Origin of the sequence: Salinibacterium sp. NG22 (assembly GCF_015864925.1) — a bacterium.
Lineage (GTDB): Bacteria > Actinomycetota > Actinomycetes > Actinomycetales > Microbacteriaceae > Rhodoglobus.
This window is the reverse complement of sequence record NZ_JADYWG010000001.1, coordinates 900,488-923,700: the sequence shown is the minus strand read 5'-3', so window position 1 is coordinate 923,700 and position 23,213 is coordinate 900,488. Positions and strand designations below refer to the sequence as shown.

The following is a 23,213-nucleotide window of genomic DNA, read 5'->3' as shown; positions in this document are numbered from 1 at the left end:
GCTTCTAGACGGTTGGTACTTTGGGCTAAGGCTTCGAGAAGAGTGGACTGAATGTTTGTAGGCATCACTAATACGCCCCGTGATTACGCGTGGGGCTCCGCTGGCGAAATCTCTGCGCTTCTGGGCACGGAACCGACGGGAAAGCCTGAAGCTGAGCTCTGGCTTGGTGCGCATCCGGGGAGTCCCAGCGTCATCCTCGACCCGACTCTTGCCGGCGGCGCCCGTGATCTGAACGAGTGGATCCAGTGCGATGGTGCGCGAGTTGTGGGCGCGGGAGTCGAACGGCTTCCCTTCCTGTTGAAGGTGCTTGCCGCCGGTGCGCCCCTCTCCCTTCAAGCTCACCCCACTCCCGAGCAGGCTGCGGAGGGCTTCGCGCGTGAAAACGCAGCGGGCATTCCGTTGACCGCGCCGTACCGCAACTACAAAGACGCGTCCGCTAAGCCTGAACTCATCGTTGCGGTGAGCGACACGTTTGAGGCGCTGTGCGGTTTTCGATCCATGGGCGACACCCGAGCATCCATCGAGCGCCTTGCTGAATTGGATGCCGCCAGCAGCGCCCCGCGCCCGGCCCTGTTCGCCGAGTGGTTGGCTTTCGCTCGCACCGACGCCGACCTGCGTGCGATGTTCGAGTGGCTCATTTCGGCCGCAGCCCCAGTGCCGGAGCTCGTGCAGTGCGTCACGGCGCTCGCCGAAGCCGACCATGCCAGTGATGAGTTCGCCCTCGTGCGCACGCTTGCCGGCTACTACGCTGGCGACCCCGGCGTGCTCATTTCGCTGATGCTCAACCATGTGACGCTCGCCAAGGGTGAGGCGCTGTTTTTGCCTGCGGGCAACATCCATGCCTATTTGCGCGGCCTGGGCATTGAGCTCATGGCATCGTCAGACAACGTGATGCGTGGAGGGCTCACTCCGAAGCACGTAGACGTTCCTGAGCTGTTGCGCGTTCTGGATTTCTCGGCGAGCCCTGTGCCGTATCTCGCGCCCGAACCCGTCGGGGCAACAGCTCGAGTGTTCCGGCCACCCGTGCGAGACTTCCAACTGCTCGAAGTGACTGAAGATGCGTCGCTCGAGCTGCACAGCGCGGCGATCGTGTTGTGCACGGCGGGGCAATTCGTTGTCGGCGGCAGCGATCACTCGACGTCGCTCTCACGCGGCGAATCAATTTTTGTGTCCGGCGACGAGAGCACGCTCACAGTGCGGGGCGCCGGTCAGTTGTTTGTGGCGGCAACGCAATAGTGTTGCTCTCATGACCGCACGAGGAGGCTTCGCTAAACGCATCCTCGGTTTTGCTGGCCTGCCGTTTCTGTCGCTGATCACGCCCTTCCTGTTTCTGCCGATCTTGGCGAGGGTTGCGGGTGCTGATGCGTGGCTCGCCATCGCGGTGGGGCAATCGAGCGGTGGATTCTTTGCGCTCATTGTTGCGCTGGGCTTCAACACGGTTGGCCCGCCGCTGATTGCGTTGGCTGCTCCGAGCATCCGTCCCCGCATTTTGGTGACGAGTTTGCATGCCCGCGTGCTGGTGTGGCTGCCGAGTGCGGTGCTGGCTGCGGTAATCGCCGCGCTGGTGTCGCCGAGTGACTACCGGGTGGATGCCGCGGTGATGGCGATCGCGATGACCCTCACGGGGCTCTCGAGCGCGTGGTTCATGATCGGTCTTGGCCGCGCGAGCCTGATTGCGATTTACGAGATCTCTCCGCGCATTGTCGCGACAATCATTGCCGCCGTCGTGGTGCTGAATGCGGGGGATGTGCTCTGGTATCCGGTGCTGCTCGTGGCAGCCTCTCTGGTGAGCGTCGTCTTGTTTGCCCTGCGCACAGCCGGGGTGGCCGAACTCGTTCGCCGCGATGGACACGAGGTGCGCGAAGTGTTTCGCGCGAACCGTTCGGCGGTGACCACCGAGGTTGCCGGTGGCGCCTACAACTCGCTGGCCGTGACCTTTGTCGGAGCGACAGCGGCGAGTGCTCAAGCAGCCGCGTACGTCTCGGGAGACAAGCTTTATCGCATCGGCCAATACTCGGTATCTGCGCTGGGTAATGCACTTCAAGGCTGGGTCGTCGAGGAAGGCAATGCCGAATTCGGGCAGCGCATCCGCCGCTCCTTCGTCGTGCACGCCAGCCTCGGCCTGACCGGACTTGTCATGTTCTCCCTGCTCGGTCCGTGGCTGTCTGAGCTGCTCTTTGGCGCCGAAGTGGCGATCAACGAAGCGACGGCGTTCGGGCTCGGTGTTGCCACCCTCGGAATTGCGCTCGGCACAACGCTTGGTCGCATCACCCTCGTGGGAATGGGCGCGCGGCGCCAGTTCATGCTCAGCGTGCTGCTGGCTGCCACCGTGGGTGTCCCGTCCATTCTGTTGCTCAGTGCCGCCTACGGGGCTGCTGGAGGCGCGTGGGGGCTCGCAATTGGCGAGACTGTCTCGGTGTGCACGCAAGCGCTGTTCGTCTGGCGGTTGCGCGTCAAGGCCGGCGCGTTCATTGTGGCGACGACGAAGCCGGATGCTGCGCCCACCGAGCTCTAGGCCACACGGTCATCCCCGACCTCTGCACGACCGTTCAAGTTCCAGTAGCGTTACTTCGGCCGACGTGTTGGTTCGGAACCTAGGCAGAACCGACCGCAAGCAAGAGAGATCACTATGAAGCGCGCATTCATTACCGGAATCACCGGCCAAGACGGGCTGTACCTTGCCGAGCTATTGCTCTCGAAGGGCTACACAGTTTTCGGCCTCATGAGAGGCCAGAACAACCCGAAACGCGAAATGCTCGAGCGAGTGATTCCGGATGTCGAAATTCTTACGGGAGACCTCACCGACCTGTCGAGCCTCATGCGCGCCATGAGCGTTGCACAGCCCGACGAGTTCTACAATCTCGGCGCGATTTCCTTCGTCGCCTACTCGTGGGAAAACGCGCACCTCACCAGCGAAGTCACCGGCATGGGCGTGCTGAACGCCCTCGAAGCGGTGCGACTGCACACTGCCGCTACCGGCCAAGAGGTTCGGTTCTACCAGGCATCCAGCTCTGAAATGTTCGGCAAGGTGCAAACCGTTCCGCAAGACGAAGACACGCTGCTCTGGCCGCGCTCGCCGTATGGCGTTGCCAAGGTCTACGGCCACTACATGACCATCAACTATCGCGAGTCGTACGGCATGCACGCCTCGTCTGGCGTGCTGTTCAACCACGAATCCCCGCGCCGCGGCCCGGAGTTTGTGACCCGCAAAGTTACCCGCGCCGTAGCGCGAATCTCGCTCGGGCTCCAAGACACTCTCACTCTCGGCAATATCGATGCTCAGCGCGACTGGGGTTTTGCCGGTGACTACGTCGAAGCAATGTGGCTGATGCTGCAGCAGGATGAAGCAGACGACTACGTCATCTCGACGGGGGAGACCCAGAGCATCCGCGTGCTCCTCGATTTCGCGTTCGCCGCGGTGGGAATCGACGACTGGACAAACTACGTCACCTTCGACGAGCGCTTCATGCGCCCCGCAGAAGTTGACTTGCTGGTGGGAGACTCCTCGAAGGCGAAGGAGAAGCTCGGGTGGGAACCGCGAGTCAAATTCCCCGAGCTCGTCGCGATGATGGTCGAAGCCGACCTCGCTGAACAGAAAGCGCTCGCCGGTCTCGCATGACTCGTGCACTGATCACCGGAGTCACAGGCCAAGACGGTTCGTATCTGGCTGAGCTTCTGCTCGCGCAGGGCTATGAGGTGCACGGTGTCACCCGCGATGCCGGTGAACTGGTGACACCGGGAGTCGTCGCCCACGAGCTCGACCTCGCCGCGGATAGTGCAATCGGTGAACTCATCGAAGAACTGCAGCCGAACGAGATTTACAATCTGGCGGCGCTGAGCTCCGTGTACCAGTCGTGGCAAAATCCGACCCTCACCGCGCGGCTGAACGGCGCGGTCGTGGCAGAAATGCTCGCAGCGGTCAAGAAGATTCACGACCGCGGCGACGCCGACATCCGCTTCGTTCAAGCCTCGAGCGCAGAGATCTTTGGCGCGCCAACCGTCTCTCCCCAGAACGAGAGCACCCCAGTGCGCCCCACAAGCCCCTACGGCGCCGCTAAGGCCTATGCTCACGGACTCGTCGGCGCGTACCGCACAGCGGGCGTTGCAGCCTCTTCTGTGATTCTCTACAACCACGAGTCGCCGCGTCGCCCCGAAACGTTCGTGACCCGCAAGATCACCGCGGCCGCTGCGCGGATTTCTCGGGGGCTGCAAGACACTCTCGAACTCGGAAATCTGGATGCCCGCCGCGATTGGGGCTGGGCACCCGACTACGCGGATGCGCTCGTTCGAGCAGCGCAGCATCCACAAGCCGACGATTTTGTGATTGCGACGGGAGTTTCTCACTCCGTGCGGGATTTCGTGGCCGCTGCATTTGGACGGGCGGGCGTCGACGACTGGTCTGAGCGCCTCACGGTCTCCGATTCTTTGCTGCGCACGGGGGATGCCGCCCTACAACTGGGGGATGCGAGCAAGGCTCAGCAGATTCTAGGTTGGTCTCCGCAGGTTAAGTTTGATGAAATTGTAGGAGCGATGGTCGATCACGATCTCGCTTTGCTGAGTTAATTTAAGTCACGGCGCGCCATAACCCTTAACTCGTAGTCGAGGCAATTATGATCTGCGACTTGACTCTCGCGAACTACACCGGTGTAATTATGTAACGCGATTTGATGCGAAGCATTAAAGGCGGAGGGGAGAAAGACCAGATGGGCAACAGCGGATACCGCGCGGGAGTTCCGGACGACTGGTTTGTTGACCCCGTACGACTTGGGGTTCCCGGAGTTCGTCAACCTCTCGCCGATGAAGACGGCAATGCGCTGTCCTGGCAAACAGACTCCCTCTGCGCACAAACAGACCCCGAAGCGTTCTTCCCCGAAAAGGGCGGGTCAACTCGTGACGCAAAGAAGATTTGTTCCTCGTGTGAAGTTCGCAGCCAGTGCCTCGAATACGCTCTCGAAAACGATGAGCGTTTCGGAATCTGGGGCGGTCTCTCTGAGCGCGAGCGTCGCAAGCTCCGCAAGCGCGCGAGCTAGTTGTCCGAGCGGAGCCATAACCCCGAATTGGGGCGGCTCTCAGACTCGCGGCTCTGCAGCGCGTCGAGTGCAAAACTGCGCTAGCGGCACATAGTCTCAAACAAATGCAGCCGAGAGTCACCGCAGTACTAGTCGCCCGAAACGGTGCGAAGTATTTGCCACGAACACTTGCCGCGATCGCGGCCCAATCTCGACGACCCGATTCGGTCATCGTGGTTGATGCTGAGTCCAGTGATGAGTCGCTGGCTCTCATGGCAGACTCCGCCCCGGCGCAGATCGCGGACGCTCACGCGCACAAGACTTTTGGTGGCGCGATCGGCGCTGCGCTCTACACTGCTGCTCCTCAGGCCACAGAAAACGAGTGGTTGTGGTTGCTCGCGCACGACAGTGCGCCAGATCCGAATGCGTTGCGTGCACTGTTGGGAGCGGTCGAAATTGCGCCATCGGTTGCAGTCGCTGGCCCCAAATTGGTGCGCTGGGATGATCCCGCCGTTATCTCGAACTTCGGCGAAACGCTGACGCCTCTTGGGCGATCTGTCGGTCTTGTCAATGACGAACTCGACCAGGCCCAACATGATGTGCAAACGGACGCGATGGGCGTGGCCGGCGCTGGCATGCTTGTGCGTCGCCAAGTGTGGACGGCGCTCGGCGGCTTTGACCCGAAACTTACCTCGGTGGATGCGGCACTCGACTTCTGTATTCGTGCCCGTTTGGCTGGCCACCGTGTCGTTGCTGTCGCGGATGCTCGCGTCGCAAGCTCTGGTGGCCCGGAACTATTCGGCAAGCGCACGATCTCGGCGGCGGCTCATAACCGCGTGCAACGTTTTGCGCAGCTTCACCGTCGACTCGTATACGCGCCCGCTGTCGCGGTGCCGTTGCACTGGCTGACGCTCTTGCCCCTCGCGATCTTGCGGTCGCTCGGTCATCTCATCGCAAAACGTCCCACGGCAATCGCGGGTGAATATGCCGCAGCCTTCGCCGCGATCTTCGACGGCGGCGTTGTTGCAGCCCGCCGCAACCTCCGACGCAACAAAAAGGTGGGGTTTGCGGCCGTTGACCCGCTACGGATGTCGTGGGCAGAGTTGCGCGAAATGCGGGCCCATGAACGTCACGGAGCGGCGCCCGATGCCGCGTTCGAAGTTGAGCGACCCAAGTTCTTTGGAAATGGCGGCGCCTGGGTCGTGTTGCTGGCTGGCATCCTCGGCATGATCAGCTTTTCCCGCTTTGTGGATGCTCACGCCCTCATCGGTGGCGGACTCCTGCCACTCTCGACAACCGTTTCTGAACTCTGGGCTCATGTCGGCTACGGCTGGAACGATCTTGCCCAGCAGGTAGTAGCGGCGGATCCGTTCGCCGCCGTTCTCGCAGCCGTGGGGTCGCTCACGTTCTGGAATCCCTCGTTCAGCATCGTGATGCTGTATCTCTTGGCCTTGCCGCTGGCGGCGCTGGCGGCGTGGTTGTGTGCGGCAGCCATTTCGGAACGCACCTGGGCGCCAACCCTCGCTGCCGTTGCGTGGACGGTCGCTCCGAGCTTCTTGGTCGCTCTCGGCGAGGGGCAACTAGGCGCTGTTCTTGCTCACATTCTGCTGCCGTGGCTGATTCTCACCGCGTTGCGCGCTGCCCATAACTGGGCGATGGCCGCACTGGCCGCTCTGCTCTTTGCCGTAATCACGGCCTCGGCGCCGAGCCTGATTCCCGCTCTCGTGATCGGGCTCGTAGCGTGGATTGTGCTTCGCCCCAAGTCGACTCATCGTCTGATCTGGATTGTTCTTCCCGCCGCTGCGCTGTTTGCGCCGCTCGTGATTCAACAGTGGGGTCGCGGCGCCCTTCTCGCCATTTTTGCCGACCCCGGACTGCCGGTAGCCCGCGTTGCCTCAAGCGGCTGGCAGTTGGCGATCGGCAGCGTCGTTCCCGGAACCAACGGGTGGAGCGAACTCCTTGCGACCCTCGGTCTCAACGATCGCTATGGCCCGCTCCTCGTAGCGCTACTGCTGGCACCATTCGCGGCCCTCGCCCTCATGAGCCTCTTTGTTCCCGGCACACGCCGCGCTGTTCCCGCTCTCGCACTCGCTCTGTTGGGCTTCGCAACCGCCGTCGCCGCGACGCACCTGACGGTGAGTGCTTCCGGCGAATCCGAAGTCACCGTGTGGGCCGGTGCCGGTCTTAGCCTGTACTGGCTCGGTCTCAGCGGCGCCGTGATCGTCGCGATCGATAGTCTTGGCCGTCATGCCGCCCTGCCAGCAGTGGTCGCCCTCGTCGGCATCCTCGGAATTTCTGCCGCACCGCTGTGGTCGCTCGCCTCGGGCAACGTGCCCGTCACGACGAGCAATGGGCGACTGCTTCCCGCATTTGTCGCAGCAGAGTCAACACAGCGCGACGGACTCGGCACCCTGCAACTCACGGTGACCTCAGACTCCACTATCGCGGTCGATCTGCACCGCGGCCGCGGCTCAGGACTCGACGAGCAATCGACGCTCGCCGCAACAAGCACCGATCTTTCGGACGCCGAACTCGTCAACGCAACGCTCGCCGGCAACATTGCCTCACGCAGCGGCTACGCGATTGCGAACGAACTGAACGACCTTCAGGTCGCGTTTATCGTACTTACACCGGCAACTGATCCGGAGACCTCCGAAACACGTCAGCGCATCATCGAAGCCCTCGATGGCAACAGCCTCTTGAACCCCATTGGCGATACTGCCCAGGGCTACCTCTGGCACTACCCCGAACTGCGCGAAGCCGAAATTCCCGTCGGCGCAAGCAACACGGAAACTCGCTGGGGACAGATTGTGCTCGCCGGGCAGGCCACTGTCTTCGGTCTGACGCTTCTGCTCGCCATTCCGACAACTCGTCGCCGCCGTCTCAAAGCGGCCAAAGCGGAGAGCGCCGTCACCGTGATTGAGGCGAACCAATGATCGACAACGAACTCACCCCCGACGAAGCCGCCGCGCTGCCCGACCAGCCCACTGGCGAAGAATTTGATGATGACCACGAACTCACGGGAGCTCCTGAGCCAGAATCGAGCGCAAAACGGCCGGTCTCGGCGAAAGCCGCTGCTGCCGTCGGCGCGCGAGTCGTCGTCGGAGTACTCGGTATCGGAATTGCCGCCGCTGCGGTGCTCGGTTCGAGCTTTCTCGATCTTCCCTCGTACACAGCGACACCGCCAAGCGAGCTCGTTGTTCCGGTGCCCACAGCGCAGCAGCTGACGTGCCCCGGGCCACTCTTGCGGCTCTCGGACGAATCAGGAGCAGCGGCATCCGCCGTATTCACTCTCGGGCAAGCCCTCACACGTTTCTCGTCGAGCACGGGAACTGTTGAACAGTCCAGCATTTCCGCCTCGGATGCCCAAGCCGGTGAAGCCGTCGCGGAACCGTTGGTGTTGAGTGCTGCCCCTGACTCGCAATCTCCCGACTCGCTCGTGCGACTGAGCGGCGCGCAATCGCAATACGTGAACATCGGTGACTACGTTGGCTTCGCGGCTGCTGGCTGCCGTGCTGTCGGCGGCGATAGTTGGCTCGTTGGCGGTTCGACAACCACGGGGCGCACGACACTGATTTCGCTGACGAACCCCACCGAAGTTGCCTCGACAGTCACCCTCGATATCTTCGACGAGCGGGGGATCGTGTCAGCGGCCGGAACCACCGGAATCGTGGTCCCGCCCAATGGACAACGCGTCTTGTCGCTTGCCGGGTTTGCGCCGGGCATTTCTTCTCCCGTCGTGCACGTGACGAGCACTGGTGGCCAGATCACGGCAGAACTGCAGCAGTCAATCGTGCGCGGGCTCGATGCTGGCGGTGTCGAGATCGTGGGCGCAAGCCAACCGTCATCTCGCTCGGTCGTAATTCCCGCGATGGTAGTGACCAGCCTCGAAGCCATTCAGGCTTTGCGCGGCACCGCAACCGAAACGGATGACGTGATTGCGGCGATCCGGGTGTTCGTGCCCGGTGAGGCACCGGCGACCATCACCACAACGCTGACACCGACGGATGCCGAGCGTGACCCTATTGAGTTCACTCTCGACCTGAGCGCTGGTGTTGTCACCGACATCCCGATCGAAGAACTCGCCACCGGAACCTACGCAGTTCAGATCGAATCGGACGAGCCCATCGTTGCCGCCGCCCGCACGACCTCCGCCGTAATCAGCGCGAGCGAAAAGATTTCGGCGACAGACTTTGCCTGGTTTACCTCGAGCCCGGCGCTCAGCGGTGACACCCAGTTCACGGTTGCTCCGGGGCTGGATGCCACCGTCAACGTGACTAATGCCGGCGAGACTGCAGTTGATGTTGCTCTCACCGCCGACGCGGGTTTCAACGAGGAGTACACGATCGAGGCGGGCACCAGCGTAAGCGTGCCGGTGTCGAGCGGACGAACGTTCACGCTCACCCAGAGTGGGCCGGTCTATGTGAGTGTTACGCAGGCGGAGAACGGCTTCATCGCGGCGTATTCGATTGACCCGCAGACGCCAGGTTCTTCACCGCTGACGGTCTTTCCCTAGCGGTTAGAAATTGCGGAACCGCTCCGGAGCGAGTTCCCACGGTTCTTTGCCAATGTATTCGGCGACGGCCTGAAAAACACAACTTTCGATGAGCATCCGCTTATGGAGTTCGTCATCGCGGTGCAGCCTGGCCATGCGTTCGATGGGCAAGCGGTAGAGGATGATGCGCTTCTCATCGGGCAGGGCAGTCCAGCGCACGATCTTGCTGCCTTCGGGGCTGCTGCCGGGCATGAGCCCGAGCTCGAAGCGGGCATTAGCTAGCTCGTCTGGCCACATTTCTTTCAAGTACTGTGCGGCAGAAGCAACCGTGAGTTCAAAGTTGCCGTTGCGGCTGCTCAGCAGCGGAAGGTGCGGACCAGTAACGGCGGAGCGGATGCCGCGACCATGACGGTCGCGCCAGTTGCCCCGCACAGAGCGCGTCGACGCTCGCTTCGATGATCTAGCCACGTGCTCATTGTACGACCGCCAGTTGCCCATCTGTGGGCGCAGAGTCGTAGGCTAGGGCTCACAATGATCCAGCGCCCGTGCAGCAAGGTCGCCTGCAACTCCGAAGCAGTCGCCACTCTCACCTATGTCTATGCCGACTCGATGGCCGTTTTAGGGCCGCTGAGCTACAGCGCAGAACCGCACACCTACGATTTGTGCGACCGCCATGCTGAACGACTGTCCGTGCCTCAGGGTTGGCAGGTCGTTCGCCATGTAGTTTTGGGGCATGAGCAAAGCTAACCCCATCGATCTTGCACCGTTTATCAAGGCGTACGACGTTCGTGGCTTGGTAGGTTCGCAGCTCACCGACGACGTTGTTGAAGCGCTCGGCGCTGCTTTCGCTGACGAAGTGGATGCCGCCGGCCACGAGATCATCGTCGGCCACGATATGCGCGACTCCTCTCCGGGATTCGCTGCAGCCTTTTCGGCGGGCGCGCGCGCTCGCGGCGCCAACGTTGTTCTCATCGGGCTTTGCTCGACAGATGAAACCTATTTCGCTTCCGGTTCGCTCAATGCTCCGGCCGCCATGTTTACGGCCAGCCACAATCCGGCGACGTACAACGGCATTAAGTTCAGCAGAGCCGGTGCACAAGGAATCAGTTTCGCGACCGGTCTGAAGTCGATTCGTGACCGTGCCCAGCAGTACCTCGCAACGGGGATCGACGCGGTTTCCGCGGTCGGCGCCCAGCGAGAGCTCGATGTGCTTGGCGACTACGCCAGCTACTTGCGTGAACTCGTTGATCTCAACGGCATCCGCCCCATTCGCGTCGTAGTAGATGCCGGTAACGGCATGGGAGGCATGACAGTTCCGGCTGTGCTCTCGACCGCTGCCGGTTTGCCGGCGCTGCCCATCGAGATCATCCCGATGTATTTCGAACTCGACGGCACCTTCCCGAACCATGAAGCCAACCCGCTTGAGCCCGCCAACATCGTTGACCTGCAAAAAGCGGTGCTCGAACACGGTGCGGATCTCGGGCTCGCGTTCGATGGCGACGCCGACCGTTGCTTCGTGGTCGACGAGCGCGGAAATCCCATGAGCCCCAGTGCTGTTGCCGCGGTCGTGGCCCTGCGGGAAATTCAACGGGTGCGCGCACTGCAGCCGGAGGGCGACATCCGGGTTATCCACAATCTGATCACTTCGCGCATCGTCGCAGAAACGATCGAAGCCGCTGGGGCGATCCCGGTGCGCACCCATGTTGGCCATTCGCTCATCAAGGACCAGATGGCGGCGACCGGCGCGATCTTTGGCGGCGAACACTCGGCGCACTACTACTTCCGCGATTTTTGGGGCGCCGATAACGGGATGCTCGCCGCGATGCACTTGCTTGCCGAGTTCGGTTCGCAGCAGGAGCCCCTCTCGGTGCTCTCCGATCGCTATTCGCCCTATGCGGCGAGCGGCGAAATCAATTCGGTGGTGGACGACGTTCCGGCAGCCACTGCTCGCATCCGTGAGGCCTTCGAGGGCGAGGCAGAGTTCGACGATCTTGATGGCCTCACCGTCACCGGCACCACGGTGGCGGGCGAACCCTTCTGGTGGTTCAACGTGCGTCCTTCGAACACTGAGCCATTGCTGCGACTCAACGCCGAAGCCGGCGATCAGGCAACGCTAGAGATCGTTCGCGATCGCGCGCTTGCGTTGATTCGCGCTTAGCCGCGGTCGCTTGGAAAGCCGCGCGGAACACCCGTCAGCGCGGGGGAGAGGGCGGCAAGCCGTGCCTTCTCGCTGGCAAGCGCGACAGTCTCGCGCTCTCGCCGCACAGCGCTAACGGCGCTGAGCAGCACTTCTGGCTCCACGGCGGGTAGCGGCGACACGTAGGCGGAGGCCTCGTGCGCAAGGTTCAGGGCGTGCTGGTGGCGCGTCATCGGCGTATAGCCGGGCGCGGCGACCAGAAAGTGCGAGATGCGCCGGGCCAGAGCATCCGGCATCTTGGCAACATCGGCGGTGCGAGCCCAATCAGCCAACTGGCCGGGCAGCTGCACCACGGGGTTCGAGAACTTCGATACGCGTTCGTACTGGGCGTAGGTGCCCGCGACAAGGTCGCCGAGGCGCTGTGCGCGAGTGTTGAGCAGCGCCACGATGGCGGCCAAGCCACCCGCGGTCATGAAGATTTCGAGCACACCGATCAGGGCGCGGATGAAGGCATGGCGAAAGCCGATCGCGCCGCCATCGTTGCGAACGATGCGGGCTCCGATCGCAAGCTTGCCGAGGGACTTGCCGCGGCTGAGTGTTTCGACGGCGGTGGGGATGACCACGAGGCAGATCACGGTCGCGCTGACGGTAAGCGCCGTGGCGATTGCTTGGTCGAGACCGGCAGCGGTCGCGAAGGCGAATGCGCCGATCAGGAGGCCAATGAGAGCGGCCGCGTAGACCAGAAAATCGATCATGGTGCCGGCCGCACGCAAGACAAAACTGGTCGAATGCAGCTCCAACGCAACAGCTTCACCGGTGATGAGCTCATCGGGTTCGTCACCATACGCAAATGTGTTGGTCGTTTGTGGGCTCGGCATGACATCATTTAAGCAGATGGATCTCGACTCTTACTCAGCCGCGCACCGCGAAGAATGGGATCGCCTTGCCGATTTGGGCAAGCAACGACGACTTTCCGGCACTGATGTCGACGAATTGATCGATCTTTACCAGTCCGGCGCCACTCAGCTGTCAGCGATGAAGACGAGTTCGGGCCAGTCTGCGCAGGCTGATCGACTCTCGCTCACCCTCAGTCGGGCGCGTCTGCGATTCACCGGGGCCTCGGCAAACCTGCTCAGTCAGCTCCCACAATTCTTTGTTGTTCAACTTCCGGCGGCGCTCTACCGGGTGCGCTGGATGTCGCTCATCCTCGCCGCCGCAACCTTCCTTGTTGGTTTCCTTTTCGCGTGGTGGGCAATTTCAAACCCGCAGGTTCTTGCGAACTTCGGAACGTCGGCAGAGCGTGAAGCTCTCGCTCAAGATGACTTCGTCGGGTACTACTCCGAATACTCCGGCGGATCGTTCACCGGGTTCGTCTGGACCAACAACGCGTGGATTGCCGCACAATCTGTCGCGTTTGGAATCATCGGCCTCTACGTTCCCTACCTGCTGTTCAACACGGCCCAGCAGCTGGGATTCACCGCGGCAATCATGAACGAGTTCGATCGCCTCGACGTGTTCTTTCTCTACATCGCTCCGCACGGCCAGCTTGAGCTCTACGCCATCTTCGTGGCAGGCGCGACCGGAATGATGATCTTCTGGTCGTGGGTCGCCCCAGGGGCACGCACGCGGGCTCAGTCGCTTGCTCACGCTGGTCGCTCGCTCTTCACGATCGTCGTCGGGCTCATCCTTGCGCTGCTCGTGTCCGGAGTGATCGAGGGCTATGTCACGCGCCAGGACTGGCCGTGGCCCATCAAGATCGGCATCGGCACTGTCGCGCTCGCCGGATTCTTGGCATACCAGTGGATCCTCGGTGGGCGCAGCGCTCGCGCCGGCAACACGGGAGACCTCAGCGAGTTCGACGCGGGGGCTACCCACATCGTCGCCAACTAACGCCCAGCCGCACTGACGCCCAGCAGCACTAACGCCTAGCCGCGCTGACGCCCAGCCGCGCTGTGGCAGCACTGGCGCAGCACAGAGGAGCTCGTAGAGAGGCTCTGCCGTGGTCTCGTGCCGCTACAGCTTTCCGGCGGCCTTGAGCGCGATGTAGTGGTCGGCAAGAGCCAGTGGCAGTTCACTGGGGCGTCTCGAGACGACGGATGCTCCGAGCTGGTTGATCGCGGCGGCAACTCGCGACTGATCGAGGAGAGCGCGCTCGGCAGCCCCGGCGAGATAGACGGCGTCGCGCGTGGACCGGTCGAGCGTGGCATCCGCAATGGATGGATCGGTGACGGAAGCCACCACAACAGTGTGTTTCGCGGTGAGCTGGGGGAGCATGGCGAGCAGCCCGAGGCTTCCGCCCGGCGATTCGGCTGTTGTGGCGAGAACGACGAGCGCGCGTTGGGTGGTGGCCTGACGCACGAGGCCCGGCACCGAGTTCCAATCCATCTCAATGAGTTCCGGCTGCACCGGCGCCATGCTGTTGACCATTTTCGAGAGCAGGTCGGGGCCGCTTGCGCCCTGCACTCGTGCGCGAACGCGGCGGTCGTAGATCATGAAGTCGACGTGATCGCCGGCACTCGAAGCGAGAGCGGCGAGCAGCAACGCTGATTCGAACGCGGTGTCGATGCGGGGCTCGTCTTCGATTCGTGCGGCTGAGGTGCGACCGCTGTCGACGACGATGACAACGCGGCGATCACGTTCGGGGCGCCACGTGCGCACCACAAGTTCAGAACGGCGGGCGGTGGCACGCCAATCGATGGAGCGAACGTCGTCGCCGCGCACGTAGTCGCGCAGGCTGTCGAATTCGGTGCCTTGACCACGGATCATGACGCTCGTTGCGCCATCGAGTTCTCGCAAGCGAGCGAGCCGTGATGGCAAGTGCTTGCGAGAGTTAAACGGGGGAAGCACGGTGAAAGAACTCGGCACGCTCACCGTAGTTTGACGCGCAATCAGTCGCAGCGGGCCGTACGACCGCACCGTGACGTGCACGGCTTCGCGGGTTCCTCGCCGCACGGGCGTGAGCACGGTGCTGAGTTCCCGACGTTCGCGCGACGGCACCGTCAGAGGTACCCGGTTGGTGTGAGCACCGGCGGACGGTTGCCAGCCGTCGCGCACGACGGCGCGCAGTCGGCGGCGGGTCGGGTTGGTGATGCGCAGGGTTGAGCTCGTGGTTTCGCCGAGGCGCACCCGGTCGGGCGCGATGCGTTCGAAACGCAGCGACCGCACCGACACCGCCAGCAGCAAATCGATGGCACCGACGACGATGACGAAAAGCAGCCACAGCGTGAGTACAAAGGGCTCGCCAGTCAGGACGATCGGCACAATGCCGAGCGCCAGTAGAGCGACGAACCATCCAGAAAGCGCCATCGTTAGATCGGAACCTGCACTTGCTGCACGATCGATCGCAAAATCACGTCAGACGAAACGCCTTCAAGCTCGGCCTCTGGACGGAGCTGGATGCGGTGGCGAAGCACCGGCAACACCATGCTCTGGATGTGGTCGGGCGTGATCGCGTCGGCGCCGGTGAGCCACGCCCAGGCCTTGGCTGCCGAGATGAGCGCGATTGCACCACGAGGGCTGACCCCGAGCTTCACGGAGGGGCTCTGGCGAGTGGCGCGAGCGAGGTCGACGGCGTAGGCAATCACGTCGGGGCTTGCGCCGACTTTTGCTACGGCATCCTGAGCGGCGGCGAGCATGGTCGCATCGAGCACGGGGGTTACTCCGGCGGCGGCGAGATCGCGCGGGTTGAAGCCGGCAGCGTGGCGCGTGAGCACTTCGATTTCAGTGTCACGTTCCGGCAGATCGAGCACGAGCTTCAGCAGAAAGCGGTCGAGCTGAGCTTCGGGCAGCGTGTAGGTGCCTTCGTATTCGATGGGGTTCATCGTGGCCGCGACCATGAAAGGTACGGGCAACTTGAGTGTCTTTCCATCGACCGAGACTTGGCGTTCTTCCATCGCTTCAAGCAACGATGACTGAGTCTTCGGGGGTGTGCGGTTGATCTCATCCGCGAGCAAAATGTTGGTGAAGACGGGGCCTTCGCGAAACTCGAACTCGCCAGCCTTGGCGTCGTAGACGAGCGAACCGGTGACGTCACCTGGCATGAGGTCTGGGGTGAACTGCACGCGCTTGGTGTCGAGCTGCAGTGCGCGGCTGAGGGTGCGCACGAGAAGGGTCTTGGCAACGCCGGGAACACCTTCGAGCAGCACGTGGCCGCCCGTGAGCAGCGCAATGGTGAGGCCGGTGACGGCCGCATCCTGACCAACGACGGCCTTGCCTACTTCAGTGCGGAGTTGAGTGAATGCGTGCCGCAGTTGCTCGTCAGTCATATCTCGATTCTTCTCTATCTCTGGCTCGGTGGGGCTGAGGTTGTTAGGCGGGGCGGATGACGGCGTGCACTCGATCTTCGAGAGCAAGCAATTCATCGGAAAGCGTGATCAGTTCGTGGTCGGAGGTCGGCTCGCGATCGATGAGCAACTGTCGCAACGGCTCAATCGGCTGACCGACCAGTGGCGAAATCCGGTTGATGACATCGTCGATGGATGCTGTGGTCGGCATACCGCACAGTACGGCGATGCGGCGAATGGTTCCAATGCGCAGCGAATCGAGGGTGTGGAGTCTCGCTGTGGAGCGCTCATAGAGCCGCGCCCGCCCCTGCATCGTTTCGCTTGAGCGCACGGTCACGGGCAGTTTTTCGATCACGAGCGGGCCGAATCTGCGACCACGCCAGAGTGCGCCAGCCAGAAGTGTCAGCATCGTAAGCCAGACACCGGGCAAGACCCACCCGGGGGCGAGTTCAGCGGGCGTCTTGGCGTCACCGGAGTTGGCGAGGTCGAGGAAGCTTGGCGTGTACCAGACGAGCGTTTCGTGCTCGCCGAGGAGCCGCAGAGCGAAGGCCGCGTTGTCGGCTGCCGTGATATCGCCATTGCTGAGCGCATCAGTGGCGCCAAGAATCCGAAGTTCAGTATCGCCACGGTCGAGCACGATCAGCCCGTAGCCATCGTCGTCGTTTCCGTAGCAGGCCGTGATATCGGCGCTCGGCTCGATCACGCGGTAATTGCTGGGGCCGGCGGTGATATCGGGGGCCTTCGCGACGAGAGGTGCTGAACAGGATGCCGAAACAGCATCCGAATTTTGGCCGGCGTGGGCGACTTCTGGTGCCACTCGCAGAAGTTCGGTGAGGGTCGGATCGGCGAACACGACGGTCGCCGCGAGTCCGGTTGCCGCGGCAACCTGGTCTTCGCTGAGGTACGCCTCAAAGTTAGTGAAGAACAGCGAGCTGTCGTCGGAGGTGTCGAGCGCCGCGCGAGTGTCATCGAGCGTCGTCGTAACCACGACGTCGACGCCCTGATCGCGCAATACTTCGGCGAGCGCCTGCGTTCCTGCTTCATAGGCACTGGTGGGGTCGAGCGGTGGGCCTTCGACTGCTGTCCCGGCGAGATTGAGACTCGCGATCGCGACGAGAACCACGAGAATCGAGCCGGCAACCCAGTAGAGGGCGCGCTTGGCTGTGGTGCCGACGCGGGGGGTGAGCACCGTTGTTTCTATCGCGGTTGCTTGTGTGGCGCTCACAGGGTTGCCTCGGCAAGATCAGGTTTGGCCGCACGCACGCGTGCTTCCAGCGTGCGCAGTTCGTCGTACTGTTCTCGCGTTGCTGGTTTGCGCATGTAGCGCACGAGGTCGAAGACGTCGGCACTGTGGCCTAGCTCGCGGGCGAGCTCGGGCAGCGCGCGACTAGCGCGGCTGGCGAAGCCGTGACCGGTGGTGCCTGGCGTCATGCTCACGAGAGTGCGTTCCGAGAGCCCGCGGGCGATCGAACGGAACATGTCAGCGATCGCTTCAGCAAAGTCTTCGCGCGCAGCAGCTTGCTCTGCGGATGCCCGCAATTGGGCCGCCGTGCGGTAGTCGGCCTCACCGAAGATGCCCTCTTCGTGGCGGCTCTTGCGGTTGAGTCGGGGGAGTCCGTAGACCACGATCGCAGCAATAATGGCGATCGCGACAAGAGCCAGCAGCACGATCAACACGATGGTCGGGATGCCCGTTCCTTCACCGATGGTGAGGCTCGCTAGCCAATCGCTAAACGCCTTCGAAACTCGGTCGAAGAGTGTGGGGCGGGCTGCCTGATACGGAGCTTTCGAAAGCTCGTCGATCAACCAATTCGTGGCCTGCTCCGAGTCGGGATCGACCGGAACCTCGCCAGAAACCGCGCGCGCCGAGCTGGATGACAGCAAGGCGGGCACGGTGACCGAGAGCGTCGCTAGCGTCATGAAGCCGTGTAAGGAGACGCGTCAGGTGCGCGTCGAGGCGAGCTGTCGAGGGTGAGGTACGGGTCGGGCACCGAGAAGTCACCAGCGTTCCGAGCCTCGACGAAACGAGTGAGTTCCAGGTCGAACCCTTCTTTTCGCATCCGCATGTCGATGTACAACAGGGCGGGGGCTGCTGATTGGATGACGATCGTGACGGCGCTGATCACGATTGAAACGACGATCGTCACGATGTAGAGCGCGATGAAAGCGACAACGCCGGCATCTTCGTCGCCGGTTGGATTGAGGAGGCCAACGCCGAGACCGCCGATGAAGCTCAGCGGGGCGGTAACCACACTCGACACCGTGTTCACGATGACCATGATGAGCAGCAAGATGCCGAAGGTGCGCCAGAAGCTTCCCTTGACAAGCGACCATGAGCGACGAATCGCTTGGCCGAGCGGCAAGCGCTCGATCATGAGCGCACTCGGAACGAACGCGAAGAAGGTACCGAGCCAGGCTGCGAGGAAGACACTCGCGGCGATGCCGAACAGCGTCACGAGCACTCCAATGACGATGCCAGCCGTGTCACCCCACGTGAACAGCAGCACGGCAATGCCAGCGATGAGAGCGATTCCGATAATGGCGGCGGCAGCAACAAGGGCTGACCAGCCAACGAGAGCCCAAATTCGGCCCTTCGCGGCTGCCCACAGCCCGCGCAGGCGCAGTCGTTCACCGACAGCGCCGCGTGCCACCTCGAGCGAGACGATTCCCTGAAGGAGTGCGCCGCCGATCAGGGAGAGTACGACGGCAAAGAGTGCCGACAAAATTGTTCCGGCGGTGGCGCCAGCTTCGATGGCAGCGGCATCCGCATCGCTCGCGCTGAGCGTGCGTTCGACGCCGGCAAAGGTCACGACGCCCACGAGTACGAGCGAAGCGATCATGACGATGCTCATGATCAGCAGGGCGAACCCAAATGTGGGGCGGGGGTTGCGGCGCAGCACCATGAGCGATGCCGAAAGAATGGCGCCGAGTCCCAGGGGGGCCAAGGGGATAAGCCCGGGCTTGGGTGGTGGGGTCCACGAGGGAGCTGGAGCACCATACTGGGGCGCTCCCGGCGCGCCGTGAGGGGCCCCGGATGTCGTTCCCGGTGCGTACGCCGCAGACGGGGCAGGGGGTGCAAGCGGCTGGGAACCGTCGACAGGGTTACTGCTATCTGGCGATTGCCACGGACTGTTATCGCTCACGTCTCATCCTCGAATGTTGAACTGCATCTATTCAATCTCACTCATGTTTTCACACTCGACTACTCTTATGCGAAAGCTTCTCACTCTGTTAGCCCGAGAGCTAGAAAGTATCGAGGACACGTGAACCCGCGAATTCTTGTAGTCGATGACGACACTGCCCTGGCAGAAATGATCGGAATCGTTCTACGCACTGAAGGTTATGAACCATTTTTCTGCCAAGACGGCGCCCTAGCGTACGACGCCTTCAAGTCAGCAGCGCCCGATTTAGTGCTGCTTGACCTGATGCTGCCCGGAATGGACGGCATCGAAATTTGTGCCCGCATCCGTGAAGAATCTGGCGTGCCGATCATCATGCTCACGGCCAAGAGCGACACGGCGGATGTCGTGAAGGGGCTCGAGAGCGGTGCCGACGACTATGTCGTCAAACCTTTCAACCCCAAAGAGCTCGTTGCGCGGGTGCGCACCCGGTTGCGCCCAGCCAGCGACGCTGCCACCGGCACGCTGACCGTCGGCGACCTTGAGCTGGATGTCACGGGCCACGAGGTTCGCCGCGGCGACACCAAGATCAACCTGACGCCGCTCGAATTTGAGCTCCTGTTGGCGCTTGCGATGAAGCCTGAGCAGGTCTTCACTCGCGAGATGCTGTTGGAGCAAGTGTGGGGCTACCACTACAAGGCAGACACCCGGCTCGTGAATGTTCACGTGCAGCGGTTGCGCGCCAAGGTTGAAGAAGATCCTGACAACCCGAAGATCGTGATGACGGTTCGCGGGGTTGGCTACCGCGCCGGCGCCAGCGCCTAACTTTCATGCTCGAATTCGACTGGCGCGGCTGGATGCAGCGTATTGCTGCTCTGTGGCGCTCGTCGCTTCAAGTGCGCACTGTGGCGATCACAGTGTTGCTGTCGTCGGTCGTTGTCGCGGTGATCGCGGGCTATATGTCGCTCAGCGTTGGCGCGAATCTTTTTGATGCGAGTCGGGATCAGCTGACGCGCACGTCTTCGAATGCGACGCTTGCGGGTCAGCAGGTGTTCGATGCCGCTGATGAAGACCTGGGCCTTGAAGATCTCGATGACATGATGCGGGATGTTGCTGGCGTGATTGAGAGCGTCGCCTCGAGCACGGGTGGCACGAGTTACGCGATCTTGCGCACGCCTGGTCAAGACGGCCCGCGGGTTCCCGCTGACGTGCAGACTCAGGGGTTGTCGTCGGAGTCACTTATTTCTCAAGAGCTCCGCGACGTGGTGGCGGAATCCACCGAGCAGCGCACCTACTGGCAGTCGGTGGCACTCGAGCAGTCCGAAGATGGGGCCGTGCATCCTGGCCTCATCGTGGGGTCGACCCTCGACATTCGGGGCACGCAGTACGAGCTCTATCTGGTGTACGACATCCAAGACACTCAAGACACTCTCGTTGTGGTGCAGCAAACGCTTGGGCTTGGTGGCTTTGCCCTCTTGGCGCTCATCGGCATTGTCACGTTCGTCGTGGTGCGCCTTGTAGTCGGGCCAGTGAAGCTGGCGGCTGAGACCAGCCAACGCCTTGCCGCCGGTGAACTTGAAGTGCGCATTCCGGTTCAGGGCAACGATGTCATCGCAACGTTGGCGCGTTCGTTCAACGGAATGGCCACGAGCATGCAGCAGCAGATCACCCGGCTGGCTGCTCTCTCGCAGGTGCAGCAACGCTTTGTGTCGGATGTCTCGCACGAGCTTCGTACGCCGCTCACGACTATCCGGCTCGCCGGCGACGTTCTTTACGACCAGCGTGAGTCGTTCCCACCCGCAACGGCCCGCACGGCTGAACTGCTTCACACTCAAGTGGAACGATTCGAGTTGCTGCTCGCCGACCTGCTCGAAATGAGTCGTTACGACGCAGGTGCCGTCGATATGGAAACCGAGCCGACCAACCTCGTGCGTCTCGTCGAAGACGCCATCGAGAGCCTCACGTCGCTGGCGGCAAGCAAGGGTTCCGAACTGCGACTTGTGGCACCCGGTGGCTACTTTGAAGCGGATGTCGACCCGCGTCGCATCCGTCGTATCCTTCAGAATCTGCTCAGTAACGCCATCGACCACGGCGATGGATTGCCGATTGTGGTGTGGATTGACAGCGACCAAGACGCGGTCGCTATTGCGGTGCGTGATTATGGCGTCGGCATGAGTCAGGGAGCGCTTGAGCGAGTGTTCGACCGCTTTTGGCGCGCCGACCCTTCGCGCCAGCGCACCACAGGCGGCACCGGTCTCGGCCTTGCCATTGCCCTTGAAGATGCTGCACTTCACGGTGGCTGGTTGGAAGTGTGGTCGGATGGGGACAACGGCTCGTGCTTCCGCTTGACCATTCCGAGAGCTCGCGGTTCTGAGTTGCGCTCGTCGCCTCTTGAACTGCCGCCGAATGATGACGTACCGAGTTTGGAGGGACCACATGCCTAAGGTCTCTCTCGCCTACCTCGCCCTTCTGGCTGCCGTTTCGGTGGCGCTCACGGGCTGTGTGGGCGTTCCGCTCTCGAGCGACGTCCAGTCGGGGCCGCTCATCGATGAACAAGACGATACTCAGTACGAAATTGTGGCATCGGGCCCCGTTGCGGGCTCCACCCAAGAACAAATTCTTACCGACTTCATGAGCGCCGTGCGGTCGCCATCGCGTGACTATTCGGTGGCTCGCGAGTTCCTCACGAGTTCGATGAACGAGACGTGGGCTCCCGCGGCAAGCGCAACTGTCCGCGAGCGTGACAAGCTGCCGACAATCGCTCCGGCGCTCGAGGGTGATTCGCTCACCTACTCGTTCTCCGCGCAAGCAGTGATCGATGAGCGGGGGGTGTATTCCGAGCTGCGGTCTCCCGTCTCGCAAACCCTCGCGTTCGAGTTCGAGCAGGTGGCTGGCGAGTGGCGGATTTCTAGCGCTCCACCGGGCATCGTGCTCTCCGACCGTGGTTTCGAAGTGAGTTTCGAAGAACAGGTTTTGTACTATTTCGATCCCAGTTTCGCCTACTTGATTCCGGATGTTCGTTGGTTCGCTGTGCGGCAGTCCTCCCAATCGCGTGCCATCCAGGCGCTGTTGGCTGCAGATTCTGCCTGGGTGCAGCAGGGCGTGCTGCTGACGGCGTTCCCGCCATCCACAACGCTCGGCGCTACCAGCAGCCTGACCTCGGGGCGGGCCGTCGTCGACCTGAGTTCCGAAGCGCTCGCCGCGAACACTGTTGCTCGCGAGCGTATGCAGCAGCAATTGTCGGCCACGCTGCACACGCCCATTGTGGTGTTGACGGTCGACGGTCGCGATCTCCAGAGCACCAGCTCAGGGCAGAGTGCTGCTGTGATTGAGCCGGGTTCTGCAGGGCCGCTCGTGGTGGGAACCGGCAGCGAGTTCGGGTTCAGCACGAGCGATGGACTCAGCGAAATCAACGAACTGAGCGCATTTGTGGTCGAGGCAGGCGCGACAACCGCGGCGCTGTCGGCCGACCGGCTTTCTGTGACCTATCGGGCTGCCGACGGAGGTGCCTACTTTGCAACGGTGGGAGTCGCTCCGCGACTGATTGACGAACGGCCCGGCTTGGTTGCGCCGTCGCTTGATCCGTTCCGATTCGTGTGGTCAGCGCAAGAGGCCAGTGCGACGTCGCTCTCCACGTTCGAGGTCGACGGCACCGAGCATCCGCTGCAAACGACGCTGCCTGCGGATTCCACAATCGTGTCGCTGGATGTCTCGCGTGACGGTGCGCGACTGCTCGTGTATCTCTCCACGCCGTCTGGGCCGCAGTTGCTGGTGTACGGAATCGTGCGCCAGCAGGGCAATGTGCCCGTGCAACTCGTGGAGCCGGTATCGCTGCCGGTTCGCGCCGGGGAAGCCGTTGACGCCGCCTGGGTCGGTTCCAGCACGGTCGCGACGCTCTCGGGAACCGCTGACTCGACCGAGGTGACTGCCTACGAAATTGGTGGTCCTTCTCGTGAACTCGGCGATGTTGACGGGGCGACGCAGCTGGTCAGCACGGGAGCGAACACTGATGGGCTGCGAGTGCTGGCCGACGGCGAAGTATGGCGGCCGCAAGGCAGCCAGGCGTGGGTGCTCGCGGGGCTCGACGCCTCCTTCATGGCGTCGCAGCAGTAACAGCTATCCACTGATCACCCGCGATCGTCGTCGTGGGGTGACGCCTCCGGGCACGCT

Annotated in this window: 20 protein-coding genes; 13 read left to right on the top strand and 7 right to left on the bottom strand. The window is 62.4% G+C overall.

Features of this window, described 5'->3' with window-relative positions:
- Positions 1-51 precede the first annotated feature (51 nt).
- The 7 genes from manA to I6E81_RS04495 all read left to right on the top strand — a co-directional run bounded on the left by manA (position 52) and on the right by I6E81_RS04495 (position 9,525).
- Complete coding sequence (gene manA, locus I6E81_RS04525; RefSeq protein WP_197106183.1) at positions 52-1,236, top strand: mannose-6-phosphate isomerase, class I; 1,185 nt, start codon at positions 52-54, stop codon at positions 1,234-1,236.
- Positions 1,237-1,246: 10 nt separating this feature from the next.
- Complete coding sequence (locus I6E81_RS04520; protein WP_197106182.1) at positions 1,247-2,515, top strand: polysaccharide biosynthesis protein; 1,269 nt, start codon at positions 1,247-1,249, stop codon at positions 2,513-2,515.
- 114 nt (positions 2,516-2,629) lie between these two features.
- Entirely contained in the window at positions 2,630-3,619 is a 990-nt protein-coding gene (locus I6E81_RS04515) for a GDP-mannose 4,6-dehydratase (protein ID WP_197106181.1), read from the top strand.
- Entirely contained in the window at positions 3,616-4,563 is a 948-nt protein-coding gene (locus I6E81_RS04510; RefSeq protein WP_197106180.1) for a GDP-mannose 4,6-dehydratase, read from the top strand. The genes I6E81_RS04515 and I6E81_RS04510 overlap by 4 nt, the downstream gene beginning before the upstream one ends.
- Positions 4,564-4,703: 140 nt before the next feature.
- A complete protein-coding gene (locus tag I6E81_RS04505) occupies positions 4,704-5,030 on the top strand; it encodes a WhiB family transcriptional regulator (protein WP_197107160.1) in 327 nt (108 codons plus the stop codon).
- Positions 5,031-5,134: 104 nt separating this feature from the next.
- Positions 5,135-7,945, top strand: a complete 2,811-nt coding sequence (locus I6E81_RS04500; protein ID WP_197106179.1) for a glycosyltransferase family 2 protein — start codon at positions 5,135-5,137, stop codon at positions 7,943-7,945.
- Positions 7,942-9,525 (top strand): DUF5719 family protein, encoded by a 1,584-nt coding sequence (locus I6E81_RS04495; protein WP_197106178.1) that lies wholly within the window; start codon positions 7,942-7,944, stop codon positions 9,523-9,525. The genes I6E81_RS04500 and I6E81_RS04495 overlap by 4 nt, the downstream gene beginning before the upstream one ends.
- A 3-nt stretch (positions 9,526-9,528) precedes the next feature.
- Here I6E81_RS04495 and I6E81_RS04490 read toward each other — a convergent pair whose 3' ends face one another.
- Positions 9,529-9,972 (bottom strand): metallopeptidase family protein, encoded by a 444-nt coding sequence (locus I6E81_RS04490; RefSeq protein WP_197106177.1) that lies wholly within the window; start codon positions 9,970-9,972, stop codon positions 9,529-9,531.
- Between the two features lie 63 nt (positions 9,973-10,035).
- On the opposite strand from I6E81_RS04490, the gene I6E81_RS04485 reads away from it, so the two are divergent.
- Entirely contained in the window at positions 10,036-10,251 is a 216-nt protein-coding gene (locus I6E81_RS04485; RefSeq protein ID WP_197106176.1) for a DUF3499 family protein, read from the top strand.
- Positions 10,238-11,662 carry a phosphomannomutase/phosphoglucomutase gene (locus I6E81_RS04480; protein ID WP_197106175.1) on the top strand — a complete coding sequence of 475 codons (1,425 nt, stop codon included), beginning with the start codon at positions 10,238-10,240 and terminating at the stop codon, positions 11,660-11,662. The genes I6E81_RS04485 and I6E81_RS04480 overlap by 14 nt, the downstream gene beginning before the upstream one ends.
- Here the strand turns inward: I6E81_RS04480 and I6E81_RS04475 are convergent.
- Positions 11,659-12,519 carry an RDD family protein gene (locus tag I6E81_RS04475; protein WP_197106174.1) on the bottom strand — a complete coding sequence of 287 codons (861 nt, stop codon included), beginning with the start codon at positions 12,517-12,519 and terminating at the stop codon, positions 11,659-11,661. The two genes, I6E81_RS04480 and I6E81_RS04475, sit on opposite strands and share 4 nt — an antisense overlap.
- Positions 12,520-12,535: 16 nt before the next feature.
- On the opposite strand from I6E81_RS04475, the gene I6E81_RS04470 reads away from it, so the two are divergent.
- The gene (locus I6E81_RS04470; RefSeq protein WP_197107159.1) at positions 12,536-13,531 is read left to right on the top strand and encodes a stage II sporulation protein M; all 996 of its coding nucleotides are present in this window, start codon (positions 12,536-12,538) and stop codon (positions 13,529-13,531) included.
- A gap of 123 nt (positions 13,532-13,654) precedes the next feature.
- Here I6E81_RS04470 and I6E81_RS04465 read toward each other — a convergent pair whose 3' ends face one another.
- From I6E81_RS04465 to I6E81_RS04445, 5 genes are read right to left on the bottom strand one after another with little or no spacing between them, the layout of a single operon-like run.
- On the bottom strand, positions 13,655-14,947 hold the full coding sequence (locus I6E81_RS04465) for a DUF58 domain-containing protein (RefSeq protein ID WP_197106173.1): 1,293 nt from the start codon (positions 14,945-14,947) through the stop codon (positions 13,655-13,657).
- A gap of 2 nt (positions 14,948-14,949) precedes the next feature.
- The gene (locus tag I6E81_RS04460) at positions 14,950-15,906 is read right to left on the bottom strand and encodes a MoxR family ATPase (RefSeq protein ID WP_197106172.1); all 957 of its coding nucleotides are present in this window, start codon (positions 15,904-15,906) and stop codon (positions 14,950-14,952) included.
- Between the two features lie 43 nt (positions 15,907-15,949).
- On the bottom strand, positions 15,950-17,149 hold the full coding sequence (locus I6E81_RS04455; RefSeq protein ID WP_231603861.1) for a DUF4350 domain-containing protein: 1,200 nt from the start codon (positions 17,147-17,149) through the stop codon (positions 15,950-15,952).
- Complete coding sequence (locus I6E81_RS04450; RefSeq protein ID WP_197106171.1) at positions 17,146-17,844, bottom strand: DUF4129 domain-containing protein; 699 nt, start codon at positions 17,842-17,844, stop codon at positions 17,146-17,148. Before I6E81_RS04450 ends, I6E81_RS04455 begins: the two co-directional genes overlap by 4 nt.
- Positions 17,841-19,067, bottom strand: a complete 1,227-nt coding sequence (locus I6E81_RS04445) for a hypothetical protein (protein ID WP_307784100.1) — start codon at positions 19,065-19,067, stop codon at positions 17,841-17,843. The genes I6E81_RS04450 and I6E81_RS04445 overlap by 4 nt, the downstream gene beginning before the upstream one ends.
- A 120-nt stretch (positions 19,068-19,187) precedes the next feature.
- On the opposite strand from I6E81_RS04445, the gene mtrA reads away from it, so the two are divergent.
- From mtrA to I6E81_RS04430, 3 genes are read left to right on the top strand one after another with little or no spacing between them, the layout of a single operon-like run.
- Entirely contained in the window at positions 19,188-19,868 is a 681-nt protein-coding gene (gene mtrA, locus I6E81_RS04440) for an MtrAB system response regulator MtrA (RefSeq protein WP_197106170.1), read from the top strand.
- A 5-nt stretch (positions 19,869-19,873) separates the two neighbouring features.
- Positions 19,874-21,487 carry an MtrAB system histidine kinase MtrB gene (gene mtrB / locus I6E81_RS04435; protein ID WP_197106169.1) on the top strand — a complete coding sequence of 538 codons (1,614 nt, stop codon included), beginning with the start codon at positions 19,874-19,876 and terminating at the stop codon, positions 21,485-21,487.
- Positions 21,480-23,156, top strand: coding sequence for an LpqB family beta-propeller domain-containing protein (locus tag I6E81_RS04430; RefSeq protein ID WP_197106168.1), 1,677 nt, complete (start codon positions 21,480-21,482; stop codon positions 23,154-23,156). Before mtrB ends, I6E81_RS04430 begins: the two co-directional genes overlap by 8 nt.
- Positions 23,157-23,213: the final 57 nt, after the last annotated feature.

Bases quoted from the DNA above. Each gene is read 5' to 3' on its own strand.
- manA (WP_197106183.1), top strand. From the start codon at position 52: ATGTTTGTAGGCATCACTAATACGCCCCGTGATTACGCGTGGGGCTCC.
- I6E81_RS04520 (WP_197106182.1), top strand. From the start codon at position 1,247: ATGACCGCACGAGGAGGCTTCGCTAAACGCATCCTCGGTTTTGCTGGC.
- I6E81_RS04515 (WP_197106181.1), top strand. From the start codon at position 2,630: ATGAAGCGCGCATTCATTACCGGAATCACCGGCCAAGACGGGCTGTAC.
- I6E81_RS04510 (WP_197106180.1), top strand. From the start codon at position 3,616: ATGACTCGTGCACTGATCACCGGAGTCACAGGCCAAGACGGTTCGTAT.
- I6E81_RS04505 (WP_197107160.1), top strand. From the start codon at position 4,704: ATGGGCAACAGCGGATACCGCGCGGGAGTTCCGGACGACTGGTTTGTT.
- I6E81_RS04500 (WP_197106179.1), top strand. From the start codon at position 5,135: ATGCAGCCGAGAGTCACCGCAGTACTAGTCGCCCGAAACGGTGCGAAG.
- I6E81_RS04495 (WP_197106178.1), top strand. From the start codon at position 7,942: ATGATCGACAACGAACTCACCCCCGACGAAGCCGCCGCGCTGCCCGAC.
- I6E81_RS04485 (WP_197106176.1), top strand. From the start codon at position 10,036: ATGATCCAGCGCCCGTGCAGCAAGGTCGCCTGCAACTCCGAAGCAGTC.
- I6E81_RS04480 (WP_197106175.1), top strand. From the start codon at position 10,238: ATGAGCAAAGCTAACCCCATCGATCTTGCACCGTTTATCAAGGCGTAC.
- I6E81_RS04475 (WP_197106174.1), bottom strand. From the start codon at position 12,519: ATGCCGAGCCCACAAACGACCAACACATTTGCGTATGGTGACGAACCC.
- I6E81_RS04470 (WP_197107159.1), top strand. From the start codon at position 12,536: ATGGATCTCGACTCTTACTCAGCCGCGCACCGCGAAGAATGGGATCGC.
- I6E81_RS04465 (WP_197106173.1), bottom strand. From the start codon at position 14,947: ATGGCGCTTTCTGGATGGTTCGTCGCTCTACTGGCGCTCGGCATTGTG.
- I6E81_RS04460 (WP_197106172.1), bottom strand. From the start codon at position 15,906: ATGACTGACGAGCAACTGCGGCACGCATTCACTCAACTCCGCACTGAA.
- I6E81_RS04450 (WP_197106171.1), bottom strand. From the start codon at position 17,844: ATGACGCTAGCGACGCTCTCGGTCACCGTGCCCGCCTTGCTGTCATCC.
- mtrB (WP_197106169.1), top strand. From the start codon at position 19,874: ATGCTCGAATTCGACTGGCGCGGCTGGATGCAGCGTATTGCTGCTCTG.
- I6E81_RS04430 (WP_197106168.1), top strand. From the start codon at position 21,480: ATGCCTAAGGTCTCTCTCGCCTACCTCGCCCTTCTGGCTGCCGTTTCG.